This is a genomic window from Bacteroides sp. 214, from assembly GCF_010501015.1.
GTDB lineage: Bacteria > Bacteroidota > Bacteroidia > Bacteroidales > Bacteroidaceae > Bacteroides.
In genome coordinates this window covers 1-19877 of the sequence record NZ_QVML01000007.1, presented here as the reverse complement: position 1 = coordinate 19877, position 19877 = coordinate 1, and the positions used below count along the sequence as shown (strand labels likewise).

At 39.7% G+C, this 19877-nt stretch carries 12 protein-coding genes and 1 tRNA gene; all 13 read right to left on the bottom strand.

Annotation, left to right across the window (positions count from 1 at the left end; translation table 11 throughout):
• Window positions 1–16: 16 nt before the first annotated feature.
• The 13 genes from D0T50_RS07080 to D0T50_RS07020 all read right to left on the bottom strand — a co-directional run bounded on the left by D0T50_RS07080 (window position 17) and on the right by D0T50_RS07020 (window position 19542).
• A complete protein-coding gene (locus D0T50_RS07080; protein WP_163222821.1) occupies window positions 17–1693 on the bottom strand; it encodes a glycoside hydrolase family 28 protein in 1677 nt (558 codons plus the stop codon).
• Window positions 1694–1724: 31 nt separating this feature from the next.
• Entirely contained in the window at window positions 1725–3374 is a 1650-nt protein-coding gene (locus tag D0T50_RS07075; RefSeq protein WP_163222820.1) for a RagB/SusD family nutrient uptake outer membrane protein, read from the bottom strand.
• A 16-nt stretch (window positions 3375–3390) separates the two neighbouring features.
• Window positions 3391–6645 carry a TonB-dependent receptor gene (locus D0T50_RS07070; RefSeq protein WP_163222819.1) on the bottom strand — a complete coding sequence of 1085 codons (3255 nt, stop codon included), beginning with the start codon at window positions 6643–6645 and terminating at the stop codon, window positions 3391–3393.
• A 507-nt stretch (window positions 6646–7152) separates the two neighbouring features.
• Window positions 7153–7239, bottom strand: a tRNA-Ser gene (locus D0T50_RS07065).
• A 252-nt stretch (window positions 7240–7491) separates the two neighbouring features.
• On the bottom strand, window positions 7492–10056 hold the full coding sequence (locus D0T50_RS07060; protein ID WP_163222818.1) for a glycosyltransferase family 1 protein: 2565 nt from the start codon (window positions 10054–10056) through the stop codon (window positions 7492–7494).
• Between the two features lie 30 nt (window positions 10057–10086).
• Window positions 10087–11748: a glycogen/starch synthase gene (locus D0T50_RS07055; protein ID WP_163222817.1), complete on the bottom strand. Its 1662-nt coding sequence runs from the start codon at window positions 11746–11748 to the stop codon at window positions 10087–10089.
• Window positions 11749–12044: 296 nt separating this feature from the next.
• On the bottom strand, window positions 12045–12491 hold the full coding sequence (locus tag D0T50_RS07050; RefSeq protein ID WP_163222816.1) for an ATPase: 447 nt from the start codon (window positions 12489–12491) through the stop codon (window positions 12045–12047).
• Window positions 12492–12528: 37 nt separating this feature from the next.
• On the bottom strand, window positions 12529–14376 hold the full coding sequence (locus D0T50_RS07045) for a V-type ATP synthase subunit I (protein ID WP_163222815.1): 1848 nt from the start codon (window positions 14374–14376) through the stop codon (window positions 12529–12531).
• Window positions 14373–14978 carry a V-type ATP synthase subunit D gene (locus D0T50_RS07040; RefSeq protein WP_163222814.1) on the bottom strand — a complete coding sequence of 202 codons (606 nt, stop codon included), beginning with the start codon at window positions 14976–14978 and terminating at the stop codon, window positions 14373–14375. Before D0T50_RS07040 ends, D0T50_RS07045 begins: the two co-directional genes overlap by 4 nt.
• A gap of 22 nt (window positions 14979–15000) precedes the next feature.
• Entirely contained in the window at window positions 15001–16326 is a 1326-nt protein-coding gene (locus D0T50_RS07035; RefSeq protein ID WP_163222813.1) for a V-type ATP synthase subunit B, read from the bottom strand.
• A 12-nt stretch (window positions 16327–16338) separates the two neighbouring features.
• On the bottom strand, window positions 16339–18096 hold the full coding sequence (locus tag D0T50_RS07030; RefSeq protein WP_163222812.1) for a V-type ATP synthase subunit A: 1758 nt from the start codon (window positions 18094–18096) through the stop codon (window positions 16339–16341).
• Between the two features lie 16 nt (window positions 18097–18112).
• The gene (locus D0T50_RS07025) at window positions 18113–18943 is read right to left on the bottom strand and encodes a DUF2764 family protein (protein WP_163222811.1); all 831 of its coding nucleotides are present in this window, start codon (window positions 18941–18943) and stop codon (window positions 18113–18115) included.
• Window positions 18944–18951: 8 nt separating this feature from the next.
• The gene (locus D0T50_RS07020) at window positions 18952–19542 is read right to left on the bottom strand and encodes a hypothetical protein (protein WP_163222810.1); all 591 of its coding nucleotides are present in this window, start codon (window positions 19540–19542) and stop codon (window positions 18952–18954) included.
• Between the last annotated feature and the right edge of the window lie 335 nt (window positions 19543–19877).

The window sequence follows — 19877 nt, the reverse complement described above, 5'->3', positions numbered from 1 at the left end:
AATATAAGTAAAGAATTTATTCTATCACTACACTTCTGCTTGCGTTCTCTGAAACAGTAACCCTGCTGGGAGTAATATTTGAGTGAGTTATCACGTTGTTTTTACTACGAGTTCCTGTAACTTTAAGCATTTCATCTTCTCCGTCGGGGCATATCAAATTCTTAGCTCTTAACTCCTTCACATTATTAAGGAGTAATGCAGGACCCTTTTGTGGAGCAATTAACACATTATGCAACCGGATATCAGTAGCTTCGTTTATTTCAATCCCTCTCTCTGCATAAATAGCACTATCTTCTATTCGCACATTTTCGATATTCATTTCGGGCAGTCCATTGAAGTACATTGCACGATTGGCTCTATGACAGGTAATACGAGAGATATAAATATCTCTGAATTGGGGCGTGCCATCATCTACCGGTAGCCGTAACATATCTGCAATATCATTCTCTTTACCTCTCTCATACATTTCCTCTAAAGAGGCGTTTTGATAAAAAAGATCGAATAGAACCGCCTCCGTCGCAATATCATTCATCATAATATCTCTGATAAAGATATTTTTCACGACTCCTCCCCTACCGCGTTTGCTCTTAAAACGTAGTCCTACGTCTGTACCCGAGAAACGGCAATTGGAAACAGCAATATTTATGGCTCCTCCACTCATTTCACTGCCAACAACAAAACCTCCATGTCCATGATAGCAAATACAGTTATCTACAATAATGTTTGAAGCCGGTATTCCGCGTTTGCGCCCTTCTTCATCTTTGCCGCTTTTGATGCAGATAGCGTCATCTCCAACATCAAACCAGCTATTGGTTAAGATAACATTGGTGCAGGATTCAATATCGATACCATCGCCATTTTTGGCATACCAAGGACAACGTACAGCAATATCATTGACAATAACATGGCTGCACAAGGATAAATGAACATTCCAGCAAGGAGAGTTTTGAAAGGTAACACCTTCTAACAAAACACCATCGCACGACCTAAAATTAACCATGACCGGACGTAGAAAATCGCGAACACTTTCAAAATCCTCCATTGTTTTTGCCCAAGGAACTCTATTCTGAATAGCATCTTTTGCTCCTCGGTAGTAACTCTCAGTGGGATACCATAGCTCTCCATCTTCACTTAATATACCGCCACGCTTCAAACAATCTTCCCAAACCATTGGAGGCATTTCGCTCTTACGCCCAAGACGCCAAACATCTCCTGAACCATCTATAATACCTTTGCCCGTGACAGCTATATTGCTTTTTCCTACGGCTAGTAGTTGAGGTTGACACCGATAAGTTTCCGACCCTTCGAAAAGTGTATGCACAATAGGATAAAGCGATTTCTCTTGACTGAAAACGATAATAGCATTTTCGGAAATATGCAATTCGATATTATTATCTAATTCTATTGGTCCTGTATGCCACACACCTTGAGGAACAATCAACTTTCCCCCACCTAAATTACTTAGGTGGGAGATTGCTTGTTCAAAAGCCTCTGTATTAAGAGTTATACCATCGCCAACTCCTCCAAAGTCTGTTAATTCAATACTCCTCGAAGGGATGAACGGACGTTCTACGAAAGGCATTTCAAATGGTAAATTCTGATATAGTTTATCCATATCTTGCGCGAATAGCTGAAGTGAAGATAACACTACTGATACAGCAAGAAGTAATAAGAACTTAAATTGTAAATTCATTGTTTTGTAATATAGTTAAACAAATGCTTCTTTACCAGCCCTCATTTTGATGTCCAACTAATGCCGGATTTAACTCAATTGCTGCTAAAGGAATCGGTCGAAGATAGAACTTAGATGTAATACGTCCTGAAGGGATATCGGGGTTATGCGTTTCAACATATTCTGCCAGTTTCCCTGTGCGTGTTAAATCTGTCCAGCGGTGATATTCGCCGGCAAGTTCGCGGGCACGTTCATTCAAAATATAGTCAATGTTTACCTCAGATGCAATTGCAGGCGTTGCCTTGGCACGATTGCGTACAACATTGATATAAGAAACTGCATCCTCTGGTTTATTCAACTTAACACACGCCTCTGCTGCTATTAAATTTGTTTCCGCCAGGCGGGCCAAATAAATATCACGCATAGAAGAAGTTATTTTAAAGTACTTTTTGCCATTTTCCACATCATCAAATTTACGGAATGGAGCAACTCCACAAATATCAGCAGACATTTTAGCTTGATAGGACGTTTGTTCATTACTAATATTATTTCCTTCCGGAAGCATCTCCACTACAGTTGCATTTTTGCGACTATCAAGTGCTGAACGCCAATTCGCTATATTGGAAATCTCCCAAGAAGGGCAATAATAATAAATCACTTCACTTGAGTTTTTCTTATTTTCATCATAATAGTCCCAATAGCTTTGACGTAGTTCAAGCATAAAAGTAGCTTCATATCGTTCGTCCTGAGCCGGATTATCCGTATTTGTATTAAATACTTCATGCATCCATAACGTGGGAGTCAATGTAGAGGAAGTGTACTTATGACCAGCTTCCGCACCTCTTAAATAAGGTCCGTAATCGGCTTGTTGCCTGTTTCCGTCACTCTGTACATTAGCTACAGTTGCTATATTATAATCTATAAAGAACAACACCTCTTCGTTTCCTTCTCCCTGATTACTAAATAAAGTTGCAAATGGAGTATTCAATGGATTGCCTGCTCCTACACTTCTAGCCGATGCAATGGCTGCATTAAAGTCTTTCTCATCATTTGTAAGATAACCTTTACATAAATAAGCTTTTGCCAAATAGTGTTTAGCTGCAGTTTTAGTGAAACGACCATCTGCTGATTTTTCGGCAAGTGAGGATGAAGCAGAAGTTAAATCTGTTAGCTCATTAATAATAAATTGAAAAACAGTTTCCGAACTTTCTCTCTGTAAACTTGTAATAGGAGAAGTAGCACGATCAATACTCAAAGGAACACCACCGAACTGTTGTACCAAATTCAAATAATAAAAGGCACGTAGGCCACGTGCTTCAGCAACGCGCTCTGCCCGATTATCATCACCATCTCCCCAGTAGATTACTTCATTTGCCAATGAAATAGCTTTATAGTGTTCTTTATAAAATGTCGTAACATTTTCTTCAGCACTTGAATAGTTCTGACCGTATAGGTTACAAACTTGTACTGAGGTACGCCCACTGGCAAAAAGGTCAGTGCCCCCTTCAAACAACCAAGGGTCCTTACTATATATAGTTCTTAATGAGCTGTAAGCTGCATTACATAAGCTTTCAAAACCTGCTGGTGTATTGTAATAATCCGCTCCCGGCACGTTGGATTTATTATCTTGTTCCAAGAAATCAGAACATCCGGCTAATAATGTAAATGATAGTATTGCTACAAACGTATATAACTTTTTCATAATAGTACTTTTATCGTTAAAATTTCACATTCAATCCCAATTGATAAGTAATAGAGCTAGGGCCTCCTGTTCCATCAGAAATTTTAGCATCTGCCCACTCCGGATCAAAGCCCTTATAATCTGTAAAAGTGAAAGGGTTCAATACATTAGCATAAATACGCAAATGCTCAAGACCTATTTTCTTTATCTGTTTTTTAGGGAAAGTATATCCTACTGTTATATTCTTAATTTTCCAATAAGAGGCATCTACGTAATTATTGGATTCAAATTCTTGGTTTTTACTGGTATACCAACCATTTCCTCCACCATAATTGTATGCTGCTCCATCAAATGGATATGGATAAGAGCCTTTTGTTGTCTGTTCGGATACTACCTTAGGATTCGAAGTTAGTGTAGTTGGGTCTTTTCCATCCCATGTATAGTTAAAAATAGGGGCTCCTTGAGGAATATAGAAATCCATATTTAATTTAGTTCGTCCACGATCACTATAATTTGTGAATTCTTCCATAAACGGACTATAGAGCAAATGTCCTTGCTTGGTGTTAATGCTCATTGAAAAATCCCAGTTCTTATAAGATAAAGTAGTAGATAAATTCCCGATCCATTTAGGTAAAGCATGTCCCAATATCTGCCGATCATCATCATTCAGTTTTCCATCTTTATTGGCATCTTCATAAGTCATGCATCCTTCAAAATAACCATACCATTCTGAATTACTTTTTGTCACTCCATTAATAGTTATCAATTCATTTGCTTTCTCTTGAGTACATATCCCCATTTGCTTCAAGTCGTAAGCTACATCAACTGGTTTCCCTATAAACCAACGCTCGGCACGCATATCTTCTTTTTTACCTTGTAATTCCAGAATTTTGTTTTTATTCTTAGCAAATGAGGTGGTTATATCCCAATAAAAATCTTTGGATTGAAATAAAATACCTTTCAACATCAATTCTACTCCACTGTTGCGTACTTTACCTACATTTGCAGTCATACTCCCATCATAGGTGCCTTGCTCTAACAATAACTTCATATCCATAAGCAAATCTTTGGAGGTCTTTGTGTACAAATCAAGAGTACCCGATATGCGACCTCCCAACAATGCAAAATCCAAACCTGTATTCAATTCTGTAGTAGTTTCCCAACTCAACAGTTCGTTCATGATACCGGGTCCAAATCCTTTGCCAAAACCTGAGTAATAAAGTTGATTGGCAAGAAATGAAGTTTCGTAATCTCCTACAGAAGCATTATTTCCCGTTGCTCCATAGCTGGCACGTAGTTTTAAATTGCTAATCCAGGATATGTTGTCCTTAACAAAATTTTCTTCACTAAGACGCCATGCTAATGCTGCCGAAGGAAACATACCCCAACGATGACCTTCTTTAAACTTTGAAGAACCATCCCAACGGGTAGACAAGGTAGCCAGGTATTTTCCTTTATATCCATAATTCAGACGTAAAGCATACGAAAGCATAGTTGACTTTCCATACGAGCTCTTCACGTTACTATATCCCGCAGCAGCAGACCCCAAGTTATACCATAAGGTTTCAGGAGTAATATTATTCCCCGTTAACCCATATTTTTCAGCTTCCGTACTATAAACACTCATCAAAGCCATAACATTTACACTGTGGTTCTCGGCCAATGTCTTTATATAGTTCACCTGTGTATCCCATGTATAAGAAAAGTATTCATCTTTGGTTATTGTAGCTTTTGCATCACCTGTTGGGTTATCTTTAGCATTGTAGGTTCCTGCTTGTTCTTCAGAAAGCCCTCCATAGTATTCTCCTCTTCGTTTTGTAGACATTGTTGGGGAGAATGTTGTTTTAATCAGTACTTCTTCTATTGGCTGATATTGCAAATACATGGTTGTTAGTATGCGATACCCCTTGGTTTTATCTTCCGAATTCATTGCATCGACTAAAGGCGAAACTGTTGAGGTAAACCCTGCCGGATACGCCTCACTTTTTTCTTGTCCGGCTACTAAGTCTTTACCCGGCATGTAATTCAATTCACCGGTTGCTGTATTGTAAGGTAACCAAAAGCCATTGGAGCGAAAAGAAGTCTGCACAGCTCTTCTTGAACCATAATCATACTCAAAAGCAACCAAGTTTACTGTTGCGCCCAAGGATAATTGCTTATTTATCTTACCATCAATTGCCAGTTTCAGATTATAGCGTTTCATACCATCGCCCATAACTCCATCTTCCTGTTGATATCCAGCACCTATGCGATAGGAAATATTTTTTCCAGCGCCTGATGCTTGAATAAAATGATTTTGTTGTATACCATCTTTAAGCATTAAATCAGTCCAATCGGTAAAATCATTATAAAGAAATTGTTCTTGCATTTTAGGAGCGTTTTTATTCCAACAGGCTTTCATGTTAGTTGATGTTATTTCAAGAGGTAAACGTCCATCAACTATTCCCATCTTCTCAATAGGCGTAGCATATCTCATGTAGCGGTAATTAATCCACTCAATGGGATCCATAAAGTCTGGCATTCGTGCTACTGTTTTATACCCCACATAACCATCGTATGTTACATTTACCTTCATACCATCGTCCATTTTAGCTTGTTTGGTAGTAACAATTACCACTCCATTTGTAGCACGCGAACCGTAGATGGCGGTAGAAGAGGCATCTTTTAATATATCTATTTTCTCAATATCCGAGGGGTTCAGAAAGCTGATATCATCACAAATTACTCCATCTACTACAAACAAAGGGCTTGTATTACTTCCAAGTGTACTTTTTCCACGTATTGAAATACTAAAACTCTCGCCTGCACGACTCGATGACTGACTGATGTCTACTCCAGCAACTTGTCCTTGTAAGGATTCCATAACAGTTGTAGCTCCTTTGCTCATTAGTTTGGCATTATCCACACTCCCGATAGATCCAGTGAGATCCGATTTTTTCTGTACACCATAACCCACTACAACAACTTCGTCAAGCGATTGTGCGTCTTCTATTAAAGTAATCTTAATATTACTCTGTTCTTGTTTCAAAACTATAACTTGCGTTATATAGCCAATAAATGAAACCTGAATCTTTGCATCCGAAGGTACATTTTGCAAGCTGAAAGACCCTTCAATATCGGTTATTGCCCCATTGGTTGTTCCAACGACCATAACATTGGCTCCAATTATTGGTTCGCCAATTCCATCTATAACACTACCCGTGATTTGTTTCCCTTGTGCAAAAGCAACCAAGCACAAGGCACTCATACATAAAATAACAGTTGCTCTTTGAAGCCATTTTCTTAAATTCATACCATGTTGTATTTTTCAAGTTATTAATATATTAAGGTATACCACAGAAGGATAACCTCCCTGTTACGCATTGGACAAAAATATGAGTTTGAGATGCGGAGAACATGAACTTTTTACCGATTTACTTGAACTTATTGCCAAAACATGTATTCTTTTTTAACCACCATTGGCATACGACTGCTCGTCCATAGGCACATTTTGGATGCTTATAGTTTAATTAATTCGCCAACAAGTTATAACTGGGGATTGTCTTTTTTTGGGGGCAAGTCGAATTTTTTGTTGGGTGCTTGCCTTCCCTTTATATTTCTACCTATTTCTAAAAAACAACGTTGCGCTAAGACGCTTCTGAGAGGGGTATTTCAGCCCCAAATACTTGACGCGTCAAGTATTGGGAGCACACGCCTATACTATTTGCTTTGTTTTTTGGAGATTGCTTTAAAAGCAAAAAATGAAAGCGATATCGATTGTTTAAAATAAAAAAAGGGTCTTTTTAAGACCCCTATTCAGCGGAAGCGGCGAGATTCGAACTCGCGGTACAGTTACCCGTACGTCAGTTTAGCAAACTGGTGGTTTCAGCCACTCACCCACACTTCCTTTCTATAACATTTGCTCTCAAATGCGGTGCAAATATAGAGCGAACTTTTGGACTACGCAAATGTTTTTAGATGTTTTTATCTATTTCTATTAACTCACAATTGCACCTTAGCATCTTAAGCACTGACATTCAGCATATACAGGTTATCACACTTATTAATAAAAAAATAGTTCCATACATATAAGTGTACAGAACTATTTCCCATTATTAGTAAAAAGCTATCGCTTATTTTTTCACAACTCTAAACTTGGTTAGTAAAACCAGCGAACGTAGCAGAAATCTTGACGATGTGCCAGATCTGCATGCTTAGGAAACATACGATACATTACTTTGAAACTACCTGCATTCGATAAAGAGTGTTTCACTTGGAAGGTATAAAGATTACCTTCGCGCTTAATCAATTTGAATGGTGCAACAGAGTAAACATGCTGTTTTCCTTCAGCATTGATATAAGTAACAACCAGCTCGAGAGCGATAGAGTCGTCCAATCCTTTTTCGTCAACAACATACGTCACAGAATATTCTTTGCCGCTTTCAATAGAACCACTCAAGATTTCTTCATTCTTATCAGAAGAAATTATTTCAATAGAGTCCCACTTTTCGGCAACATTTTGCTTCCACGCTGCAATTTCTTTTGCTTTAGCGTTATCATTTGCCGAAAGTAGTTTGAATCGTTCTGATAGTTTACTGTAGAACTTGCTATAATAATCATCCAACTGACGTTTCATTGTGTAATGTGGAGCAATCTTAGCAATGGAGTTCTTTATAACTTTAACCCAGCCTTCCGAAAAATCTTTCTTTCCACGATTATAGTACAACGGAAGAATCTCTGCCTCCAAGATGCTGTAAATAGTTGCCGCATCGAGTTGGTCTTGGTGCTCTTGATTTGCGTAAGTGCGTTTTTCGGTCAATGCCCAACCTGCACCTTCGCGATAACCTTCGAGCCACCAGCCATCGAGCACAGAGAAATTTACTACTCCATTCATCAATGCTTTTTCTCCCGAAGTCCCCGAAGCTTCCAATGGACGAGTTGGTGTATTCAACCAAATATCCACACCACTCACCATGCGACGAGCTAATTGCATATCGTAATTTTCGAGGAAGATAATCTTGCCCAAGAACTGTGGCAAACGCGAAATTTCAATAATCCGCTTAATCAGCCCCTGTCCTGCTCCATCATGTGGATGTGCTTTCCCTGTAAACAGGAACTGCACCGGACGTTCCGGATTATTCACAATCTTAGCCAAACGATCTAAGTCTGTAAACAACAAATGTGCGCGTTTATAAGTAGCGAAACGACGTCCAAAACCTATTATCAATGCATTAGCATCCATCTTATCTATAATAGACACAATACGCGAAGGATCTCCTTGATTCTTCAACCACGATTCACGGAACTGACGACGGATATAATCTATCAACTTGCTTTTCATTTGTTGGCGAGTTGCCCAAATTTCAGCATCGGGCACGTTTTGGATAGCTTCCCAAATCTTTGCGTTCGATTGATCGTATATAAAGTTTTCGCTAAAATATTTGTCGTATAGTTGTTTCCATTCAGTAGCACACCACGTTGGGAAGTGAACACCGTTGGTTACATAGCCCACATGGCTTTCTTCGGGGAAGTAGCCTTTCCAGATAGGTGCAAACATTTCTTGCGATACTTTGCCATGCAACCAGCTTACACCATTTACTTCTTGCGAAGTATTGCAAGCAAAGATTGACATACAGAAACGCTCACTCTTATCACCCGGATTATTGCGTCCCAGGTCCATAAGGTCATCCCAAGAAATACCCATTCTAGCAGGATAGCCACTCATATATTTGCCAAATAAGGCTTCGTCAAAATAGTCATGACCGGCAGGAACCGGTGTGTGTACAGTATAAAGAGAAGAAGCACGTACCAACTCTACTGCTTGTTCGTAAGAAAGACCTTCGGCAACATAGTCACAAATACGTTGTACGTTGATAAGTGCCGCATGACCTTCGTTACAGTGATACACTTCTTTTTTAATACCCAATTCTTTCAGTGTCAAAATACCACCAATACCAAGAAGTATTTCTTGCTTCAAGCGATTTTCCCAATCTCCCCCATACAGTTGATGTGTAATAGGGCGGTCAAATTCACTGTTAGCATCATTGTCTGTATCCAATAAATAGAGGGAGATGCGTCCTACATTTACTCTCCACACATTGGCACTTACAAAGTAATCCAAATAAGGCACTTTAACAACCAGCTGTTGTCCATTTGCATCGAGCACTCTGTCTAGTGGAAGTTGTCCGAAGTTTTGAGCTTCGTAGTTTGCAACCTGTTGCCCATCCATAGAGAGTGATTGCGTAAAATATCCGTATTTATACAGAAAACCTACCGCGCAAAGGTCTACGTTACTATCCGAAGCCTCCTTCAAATAGTCGCCAGCCAATACACCTAAACCTCCCGAATATATTTTCAATATGCTATTCAATCCATATTCCATACTGAAGTAAGCTACCGATGGACGTGTTTTGTCGGGTTCCACGCTCATGTAATCTTTGAACTTAGTATACACTTCGTTCATTCTTTTGATGATTACTTTATCTTTGGCAAGTGCTTCTAAACTTTCGTAGCTTATTCTTTCTAAAAGAAGAACCGGATTGTGTCCTGTTTCTTTCCACAATTGGGGGTCAAGGTCTCTAAACAATTCTGTGGCTTCATAGTTCCAAGACCACCAGATATTACGTGATATCTCTGACAACTTTTCTAACTCCTTGGGGATAAATGCCTTTACATCAACATCTTTCCAGTTAGGAGTGTTTGCATTACTAACTTTTACCTTCATTCTAATACTCTTTTACTAAAAAATAAATATTCAGCGTAACATACGCTTCTCTGCTTTTCTTAAAGCAATGTCGTATGCTTTGTAATAATATTGGATAAAATGCTTCCACAATGCTTTTTCAGCAATAGTGGCTGCATTTCTTCGAATCTCTTTCACTTCCTGTTCACTGCACGCAGCAAATTGCAACAGGGTATCTTTTATGCCATCGGCTACATCAACGTAGTTATTATCTGATCGATGCAACACTTCTACCCCGTCATAGAGGGTACTTTTCTTTTTTAAGCTCTTTACCCATAACCCAAATCCAGCTAAGTCGGTTGTAACCGTTGGAACACGAAATGCAATACTCTCCAACGGAGTATAACCCCACGGCTCATAATATGATGGATAAACACTTATATCCTGTCCAAGCAACAAATCGTAGTATTCTTTATTGAACACACCGTCTTTTCCATCCAGATAACAAGGTACAAAAATCACTTTTACCTTATCGCCTAAATTATTATTCAAACCAACATTAGCCATCATGCGAAGCACATTGTCATTTTCAATATCATGTAACCAATGTGTGAGATAGGGCATCACAAGAGGAGTAGCAAATTTCTCCTTTGAATGGAGTCTTGTTTGCAAATCTTCGCGTGGGGCACGTGTCCAAGCAGGCACATTTATAAAAGCTACTATGTTCTTTTTCAGTTTTTTATCTTTATTGAGTTTACTCAGCCCTTCAAGGAACACATCTATGCCTTTGTTCTTAAATTCATAGCGTCCACTGGTACCTACCAGCAAGGTGTCGTCACCCCAATCAGTACCCAGTAACTTATTGGCTACCTGTAGCATAGCACTGCGTGCTCTTTTGCGCTTACCGGTAAAAACAGCACCTTTCGAAACAAAATCGTCTTCAAAACCATTCATCAGTACCACATCGGCTTCTTTATCTAACAATTCTCGGCACTCATTGTTCGTTATCTCACTCACTGTTGTAAAACAATCCACATAGTGCGCAGTTTGTTTCTCGATGGAATGTTTGGACTGCATATTCAGTTCAGCAGCCATTTGGTCTCCATTATAAGCAAAGAGATAGTCATACAGAGGTTTGTTATTACCTGCGATGGAGCGTCCTATAGAGGTAGCATGTGTAGTAAATATGGTTGCTATTTCGGGCACACGGGCTTGCAAATAAAGCGCTGCAAGACCAAGCATCCATTCGTTAGCATGAAAGATAACATTATCTGTTATTGAGAGGTTATAAAGATAAAAGCTCTTTACAAGCCGGCCGGCAGCATGAGCAAACATAGAAGCTTCGTCATAGTCACCGTATGCATGTAAGGAATCTACCTGAAAATACTCCCATGCTAATGTATAGATTTCATTTTTATGCTCAAAAAAGGGACGAAAATCTATCAAAAAAACAATTGGATTACCGGGTATATTCCAGCGTCCTATTCGAATTTTTAATCCTGATTTTTGAAGTGCATGTTCTTTCCAATCTGCATAAAGTGTATCGGACTCAATAAAAAGAGGATTCTCTTTGCCTTCCCACACATCGGGACCTATAAAAAATAATCTATCCTTAAACTTTTCTTGCAGTGTATTTGCTCTTGTAGATAATACTGTATATATTCCGCCCACTTTATTACATACTTCCCAGCTTGCTTCGAAAATATAGTCGGGGGTCTTCATGTCATTCATCATACTCTAATTAGAACTCTCATTTTTTTCCAGTCTGCAAAAATAACGATTATTTATAAGCCTGCCGAATTTTTCGGCAAAATAAGATGACAAAACTTTCATACAGAGTTTTCTCACTGCTTTGTGCATCATAAATCACTGAGAAAAGAATCATAAATCACTGAAAAACGAATCGTAAATCACTGAAAAATAAAGTTTAAATCACTGAAAAAAGAGTCTGCTTCTTTGTATGTAAAAAGGGGAGAAAAGCAATGGCTCTCCTCCCCTAATCAATACTATTATGAGGTGTTTTGTTTCTCTTAGATAGACCAAGAGATAAGAATCAACACCAGTAGTCCTAAGATGGCATAAAGCTCAGGGAATACGGCAAGTACCATAGTAGTACCAAACACATTGTGACCAGAGCCGATAGCTGCAATACCATTTGCACAAACTTGTGCCTGACGAATAGCAGAGAACAATGCTACAATACCCAATCCGAGACCTGCGCCAAACACCGCTGCTGCTGCAAACCAAGTAATGTCGGCCACAAGGAAACCACTTAACATGAAGTATCCTACAAAGCCATACAGTCCTTGCGAAGAAGGAAGTGCCGACAAGCCGATGTACGAACCCGTTGCTCCCGGGTTTTTCTTTAATGCTCCTACTGCTGCGTTACCACAGATTGTTACTCCGTAAGCGCTACCGGTACCCGAAAGTCCGATCATAAGTGCGATGCCTAAATAAGCTAATACAATTGGTTCCATAATTTTCTTTGTTTTGTTTTTATTAATTGTTTTATTATTATTTCTTGAAAGGTTTATATGCTGTTCCACCGCCTTCAAAACCACTGTTTTTGTAGAACTCCACAAACGTAAGACGAATGGGGTGAACCAGAGAAGATATCAGACAAAGGGCAAAGTTTATGCCATGTCCAAGAATAAGAATGAGGAATGCTGCAAAGAAGCGTGCCACAGCAGGCAAAGTAGCCGTCAGTTCAAAAGCCAATGAATTGAATACACCACCCAAGATTGCACCAGTCAAACCTAATGCAAAGAGACGAATGTATGACAATGTATCGCCCAACAAACCAGTTGCCATGTTATAGGTATCCCACAGTCCCGAGGCGAAGTTTGAAAGCACATTCTTATCGGGAGAATTGTAGAACAGAATAAGTAGTACACTTACTCCAATGAGTCCGTAGAATGCATAAAGCACAAACATAGGCAATTCAACACCAAAGGCCGGCAAACCGAAAGCTATACCTACTGATACTAAGAACACCACCCAGCCAATTTTGAAGAGTGCGTACTTAACACCAAATTGCTTGATTATCTTCGCAGCATTGATGCACATACCAAAAAGAATCTGCACAAGACCGATAACTATAGCAAATATCATGAGCGGACTGTAACCTCCAAGCTTCTCGGCATAGTTATTGTCAGTTATGAAGTAACCTTTTACCCCTTTGAGCCACGCCCATTCTACACTATCTAGTGCGATACCAAAAAAACTGCCTGTAAGGATACCCACAATAACCGTAGAAAGTCCAAAATAAACTCCCAACTGACAAAAACCTTTTGCCGATTCGGATACTTTGGTTTTTGCCCACAAGCAGATTGCCATAATAATAAGTCCGTATCCACCGTCGCCCATACAAAGTCCGAAGAAGAGCATGAAGAACGGAGCAAAGAATGCCGTAGGGTCAAGCTCGCTATAGTTTGGCAAGTTAAACATACGGGTTATAGGTTCGTAAAGTTTTGCAAAGGCATTATTCTTCAGGAGAATGGGCACATTATCTGTCAACGCCACTTTTTCTTCTTCGTAGAAGTGTTGGTCAGTATCAAGGAAGTTTTTCAGCACGGTTTCTTTCTCTTCGGGAATCCACCCTTGCAACATCACAAGTTTATCATCGGCATACCTGTCGCCACCTAATACCACATTAGAAAACTCTATTTCGTTTTGCACTTCGCGCTTGGCTAGTTCCAGAGATTCCATCTCAGTATTGGCAAGCTCCACAATCTGTTTTTTTGTTTCCTCTAAATGAAGCGTTGTTTCTTCAGCCTGTTTTTCCAATTCCAAGAGTGAGTATTGTCCCAACTTGGCTTGTTCCACCTCGATAGTAGGGTGTTCACCCATTTTACTAAGAATTACAAAGTAACAGTGAGAACCAGTATTACGAATAACAACCGCATTGAGTTCGCTAACCCACTCTTGCTTAAAGTCGCGAGAGGAAGCAATGTAAAAATTAAGCTTGTAGCCGGCATCTTTCAACTTTTGTAACGAAGAGATTTCAAAATCTCCCCACGGCGACATGATGTCAGCTTCTTTTTGAATGCTTTGAAGTTTTAGTGTCAACGCTTCGGATGTTTTGCGTAGCTCTTCTACTTCTTTTATCAACTCCATGCCTCTTACAAGAGTAGCTGTTTTTTGGGCTCCTCCGTGTTTTTTGTCTATATATGTCTGCAAAAAACGCTCAACAGAGAGAATGGTAGTATGTTGTTTCACCGCATTCTGCAAACCTTTATCCATAGCTTGCCCCTCTTGCTTGGTTTCCACATGCACCACGCCCAGATCTCTTACCTTTAGCAGAAAGTCCTCATATTCCTTATGAAAGATAAGAAATGTGTATTTTTTCATTTTTGTAATCATACCGCTTCCTCCTTTCTTTTCTCTTGTATTGACTTGAGTATCTTCTGGGATGACTTAGAGAGGTTCTCTTCATCCTCCATGAAACGCTTAATCTTGCGGATAGCATCTTCATATCCCGGAATTTGTACCTTTTCAAAAAGATTTACCTTTTGAGTCGTCTTTTTACGCGCATGTTCCAACAGTCCCAACTTAGCCAGCGTAAACTCGCGTTCGATAGCTGTGTGAGCCAGTTCCTTTAGAATATGAATCCCGTCTGCATACCATTTGGGGGCATTAAACAGACTGTATGGACGTATATCGAAGTCGACGGTTTCGAGTAACGGAACACGTACTCCGGCAATTTTCTTTATACCGAGTTTTACGTCCTTTACTGCTATGAGTGAAGCATCGAATTCATTCCAAAGGGCAAACATGGTTTCATATCGCTGGATTTTTTTCTCCAGTTTCACTTCGAGCTCCACAGATTCTTCCTTGCATTTTTTAACCTCCATACGCAGGGCACTTTCCTTATTCTTGATGATGGGAAGTGTGCGCGTACGAACCTTAAGCTGCTTTTCGAGCTGCTGGAGCGAAGTTTTGTTATATTGAAACTTTATAGCCACTTGATTCTAATTAGGGTTGAAACTATTCTTTTTCTTTCCAGTATTTCTCTACCAACTCTTTCTTGAGGTTTACCTCTTCGGGACGGAAATAGGTTCCGAACAATCCCCAAACAGTATCAAGCATTTCAGTGGTATTTACGTTTACGTCAATGGCTAACAACTTGTCGGCATAAGACTTAGCAAAGGCAAGTGTACGCTCGTCGTAGTTAGTTAGGTCGAAACCATTTTCCATTTTTGTCTTCGCATTGGCAGCATCGGCATATAGGCGAACAGCTGCATTCATTACTTGCGGATGGTCTTCACGGGTTTTCTTGCCAATAACCAACTGTTTCAAACGAGAGAGCGATCGGAACGGATCTACAATAACCTTACCAATATCACTATCTCGACGCAAGAAGAGCTGTCCTTCGGTGATATAACCCGTATTATCAGGTACAGCGTGTGTTATGTCGCCACCCGAAAGCGTTGTTACCGCGATAATAGTTATAGAACCTCCATCAGGAAATTGTACCGCTTTTTCATAAATTTTCGCCAAGTCCGAATACAAAGAACCCGGCATTGAGTCTTTGGAAGGAATCTGGTCCATACGATTAGATACAATAGCCAAAGCATCGGAGTACGAAGTCATGTCGGTAAGCAACACCAAGACTTTTTGGTTTTGTTCTACAGCAAAGTACTCGGCAGCAGTCAATGCCATATCAGGCACAAGCAAGCGTTCAACGGGTGGGTCTTCGGTAGTGTTTACAAAGCTCACAATACGGTCGAGTGCACCGGCATTGGAAAATACATTCTTGAAGTAAAGGTAATCATCATTTGTCATACCCATAGCGCCTAAGATAATTTTATCGGTCTCGGCGCGCAAGGCCACGTTAGCCATTACTTGGTTAAATGGTTGGTCGGGGTCGGCAAAGAATGGAATCTTCTGTCCGGACACCAATGTGTTGTTTAGGTCAATACCTGCAATACCTGTTGCAATTAACTCAGAGGGTTGTTTACGACGTACCGGGTTCACGGAAGGTCCACCAATTTCTACTTCAACACCTTCAATTTCGGGTCCACCATCAATAGGGTCTCCAAAGGCGTTAAAGAAACGTCCTGCCAGCTGATCACTTACTTTAATAGTCGGCGCTTTACCAAGGAATACCACTTCGGCATTGGTAGGAATACCACCCGTTCCCTGAAAAATCTGCAAGGTAACTTCATCACCGGCAATTTTCACTACCTGTGCCAGTTTACCATCAACAATTGCCAATTCATCATAACCAACTCCTGTAGCCTTTAAAGAACAGGTCGCTTTGGTTATCTGGCTAATCTGTGTATATATTTTTTGGAATGCTTTTGTTGTCATAACTTAATGCTTTTATCCTACTTTCTTTTCAGCAATTAATGAATCCAGCTCACTCTTGTACTTGATGTAGTCATCCGACTTAAACACTGCGTAGTTCATTTGCTTGCAAATGTTAATCATTTTCTTGAAGTAATCCATTACTCCTTCAAAATTATCGAAGGTAAACTCGGTACGGCATATTTCCATTACAATGTTCAGGATTTCCTCTTGTCGCTCCAGTGGAGTTACCGCATCTACATCATCAAAAGCATCTTGTTGAAGAATAACAAAGTCAATCAATTCTGATTTCCAGAAAGTAACATGATATTCCACAGGCACACCATCATCGCCAAGGATATTGATCTGTTCGGCAATTTCTTTTCCACGTTGCAAACGCGTCTTGATATCATTTACCTTACCAATCCACTGGTCATTAATCTTTTCAGTGATATATGCTTCAAACTCTGGATACTCAATATATTTGGAATACGAATCTATTGGGTTTACCGCTGGATAACGTTTTTTATCAGCACGTTCTTGTTCAAGCGCGTAAAAACAACGAGCTACTTTTTTTGTATTCTCAGTTACAGGTTCCTTCAAGTTACCTCCTGCCGGAGAAACTGTTCCAATAAAGGTAATAGAGCCTGTGCTACCATTGTCAAGGATTACATATCCCGCTCTTCCGTAGAAATTGGAGATAATAGAAGAAAGATCCATCGGGAAAGCGTCAGGACCAGGAAGTTCTTCAAGACGATTGGACATTTCGCGCAAGGCTTGTGCCCAACGGGAGGTTGAGTCTGCCATTAGTAACACTTTCAATCCCATCGCTCTATAATACTCTGCCATAGTCATAGCTGTATAAACCGATGCTTCGCGAGCTGCAACTGGCATATTCGATGTATTTGCTACGATGATAGTACGCTCAATCAGATTACGTCCGGTATGCGGGTCAATCAGGTGAGGGAATTCGGCAAAAATTTCCACCACCTCGTTTGCACGCTCACCACAGGCTGCCATGATTACAATGTCAGCTTCGGCTTGTTTGGAGATTGCATGCTGAAGTACGGTTTTTCCTGTTCCGAAAGGTCCGGGAATAAAACCTGTTCCACCTTCTACAATTGGGTTTACGGTATCAATAACGCGAACTCCGGTTTCTAGTATCTTAAAAGGTCTTGGTTTTTCTTTGTAATTAGTCATCGCCAGCTTCACAGGCCACCTCTGAATCATATTAACAGCAAGTTCCTTACCTTTCTCATCTACAAGTACAGCTATGACATCCTCAATTGTGTACTCTCCTTCAGCAGCGATTGACTTAATAGTCCATGTTCCTTCCAGGGTGAAGGGCGTCATAATTTTCAACGGCTGAAAGTTCTCATCTACTTGTCCCAACCATGCCGATGCTTTCACTTTATCGCCTACTTTTGCTAAGGGAACGAAGTTCCATTTCTTTTCTTTATCCAGCGGGAATGTATATTCGCCACGTTTAAGAAATACACCCGTCATCTTATCCAAATCATTCTGCAAGCCATCATAGTTTTTTGATAACATGCCCGGTCCGAGGGTTACTTCCAACATGTGTCCGGTAAACTCAGCTTCGGCTCCCACTTTCAACCCGCGGGTGCTTTCAAACACCTGAACGTACACATTAACACCTACCACCTTAATAACCTCTGCCATCAACCTGTCACCGCCAGTAGCGATGTAACATATCTCATTTTGAGACACAGGTCCATCAACGGTAAGTGTTACCAAGTTAGATATTACACCATTAACTGTTCCTTTTGTTGCCATATAGTATTATTGTTTATTATCTAAATTCTGCGGGTATCTGAACATCCTCTTTCAAAGACCCAATCAGCTTTCTGAAAAGTTGGTTGCCAGTCTCTTTATCCAATGATATCCATCGTTCAACCATCTCTAACTTCAACAAGAAAACAAAAAGCTTCTCTATTGTAAAGTAATTAAAGAACGATTCGTCCTCCAGCCAATTCCATTTCAAAGCATCTATTTTTTTCTCTTTTTCGACCATTTCTACTGTCTCACCAATACGCACTAAATCATCAAAATAGATTAATTCACCCGACAAGCCAAAATCACGCGTGGTAGAAGTACGAATGGCATCACAAATCTCCGTTTGGCCAACCACATTTGGAGCTACATCCAATTTATACTTACGCGCCATCAATGCGGCAAGCACATTATTTGTGTTGAGATTAAACTCAAACCAAGCAGCAACGAAATCATTATTCGATTGCATGGCGTAATCATAGTAATATTGCGCCAATAAGTTCTCGGGAAGAGCCAAATCACTACCATCCTGAAAATATTCGGATAGAAAAAGGGCTAAATAAGCAGGAAGGTTTGAGATCGCGTCTCCTTCCTTTACTGCATGTATTAATGTGGTTAACTCCTCGGCTGTATAGTTTCCCCGCATGTTGATTACGGCTTCTTTATCTTTCAGCAGTTTCAACAAATTTTCGTTATCATACTTCAGATAAAGCAGGTCAATCAGCTTCCGATCCGTTTCGGAAAGAGACGGATAAACTTCCTCTTTGAAAGTTTCTACGGTATAGCTAAGTTTGCCGTCGTCTAAGTGAACATCGGGCAAGCTGGCTACTAAGTAATAGTAATTTGCCATATGTTTCTTTAAAACAGCATTTCAACTAATTGTGGGCGAAGGAATGCCTTGAAGTAGTTTTCAAATTCCTCTTCTCCAAAATTCACCTTGTACGAACCGTCAGCAGGCGAAATAGTAAAGAGTGTGGTCAAACCGTTTACTTGTTCTATTTTTACACCTTTATCCAGTACCTCTTTAGCCTTTGCAGCAAAGTATTTTTTCAGAGACTCCGCGTCTCCAGTAGAAATCACTATTTCTTCATTTGCCGACCATTTAGTAGCCAAAGAAACAATAAACTCATTCAGATATTCTTTGTTTCCAGTAAAATTCTTTACCGAAGTAGAAACAACTTCATTCGTCAACAAGTTTGCAACTTCTGTCTTTAACGCATTTACCGATTGCTTCGCAAACAGTCCCAATTCCGATTGAGTATTTTCTTTGAACTCTTTCGACTTTTTTTCTGCATTTTCCAAGATAGACGTAGCCTCTTTTTTAGCAGCATCAACGATTTTCTTAGCGTCTTCTTGCGCTTTTTCTATTAATCGCTGTGCTTCTTCATTTCCTTTTTCTACACCTTCACGAAATACTTTATCTGTCAGCTCTTGAATCTTATTTTCCATACACTGGAGGATTTAGAAGTTTATATTATTTTATTATTGATGTTTCCTTACAAGAAGTTTGTTCAAATGTACAAAATCAATGTTTATTTAAGGAAACCAATCAAGAAAAAGACACTTTCTTTAGGAAAGTTTTATAAAAATGGAATAAAATGGGGCTGAAAATAGAAAAACGAAAGTAAGATACAGAAAATTAGAACAAATATTAAGACAGAATCCAAAGTCTGGATACACACCTATATATAAACAAGTTTCCCGCCCTGTTTCTTCTATCAATCGAAGAACCGGACGGGAAACTTAAAAAACGGCGACTACCTACTCTCCCACTATTACGCAGT

Excerpts from the sequence above, each read along its gene's own strand:
- D0T50_RS07045 (WP_163222815.1), bottom strand. The coding sequence starts at position 14,376 with ATGATTACAAAAATGAAAAAATACACATTTCTTATCTTTCATAAGGAA.
- D0T50_RS07020 (WP_163222810.1), bottom strand. The coding sequence starts at position 19,542 with ATGGAAAATAAGATTCAAGAGCTGACAGATAAAGTATTTCGTGAAGGT.
- D0T50_RS07060 (WP_163222818.1), bottom strand. The coding sequence starts at position 10,056 with ATGAAGGTAAAAGTTAGTAATGCAAACACTCCTAACTGGAAAGATGTT.
- D0T50_RS07035 (WP_163222813.1), bottom strand. The coding sequence starts at position 16,326 with ATGACAACAAAAGCATTCCAAAAAATATATACACAGATTAGCCAGATA.
- D0T50_RS07075 (WP_163222820.1), bottom strand. The coding sequence starts at position 3,374 with ATGAAAAAGTTATATACGTTTGTAGCAATACTATCATTTACATTATTA.
- D0T50_RS07080 (WP_163222821.1), bottom strand. The coding sequence starts at position 1,693 with ATGAATTTACAATTTAAGTTCTTATTACTTCTTGCTGTATCAGTAGTG.
- D0T50_RS07050 (WP_163222816.1), bottom strand. The coding sequence starts at position 12,491 with ATGGAACCAATTGTATTAGCTTATTTAGGCATCGCACTTATGATCGGA.
- D0T50_RS07070 (WP_163222819.1), bottom strand. The coding sequence starts at position 6,645 with ATGAATTTAAGAAAATGGCTTCAAAGAGCAACTGTTATTTTATGTATG.
- D0T50_RS07055 (WP_163222817.1), bottom strand. The coding sequence starts at position 11,748 with ATGATGAATGACATGAAGACCCCCGACTATATTTTCGAAGCAAGCTGG.
- D0T50_RS07030 (WP_163222812.1), bottom strand. The coding sequence starts at position 18,096 with ATGGCAACAAAAGGAACAGTTAATGGTGTAATATCTAACTTGGTAACA.
- D0T50_RS07025 (WP_163222811.1), bottom strand. The coding sequence starts at position 18,943 with ATGGCAAATTACTATTACTTAGTAGCCAGCTTGCCCGATGTTCACTTA.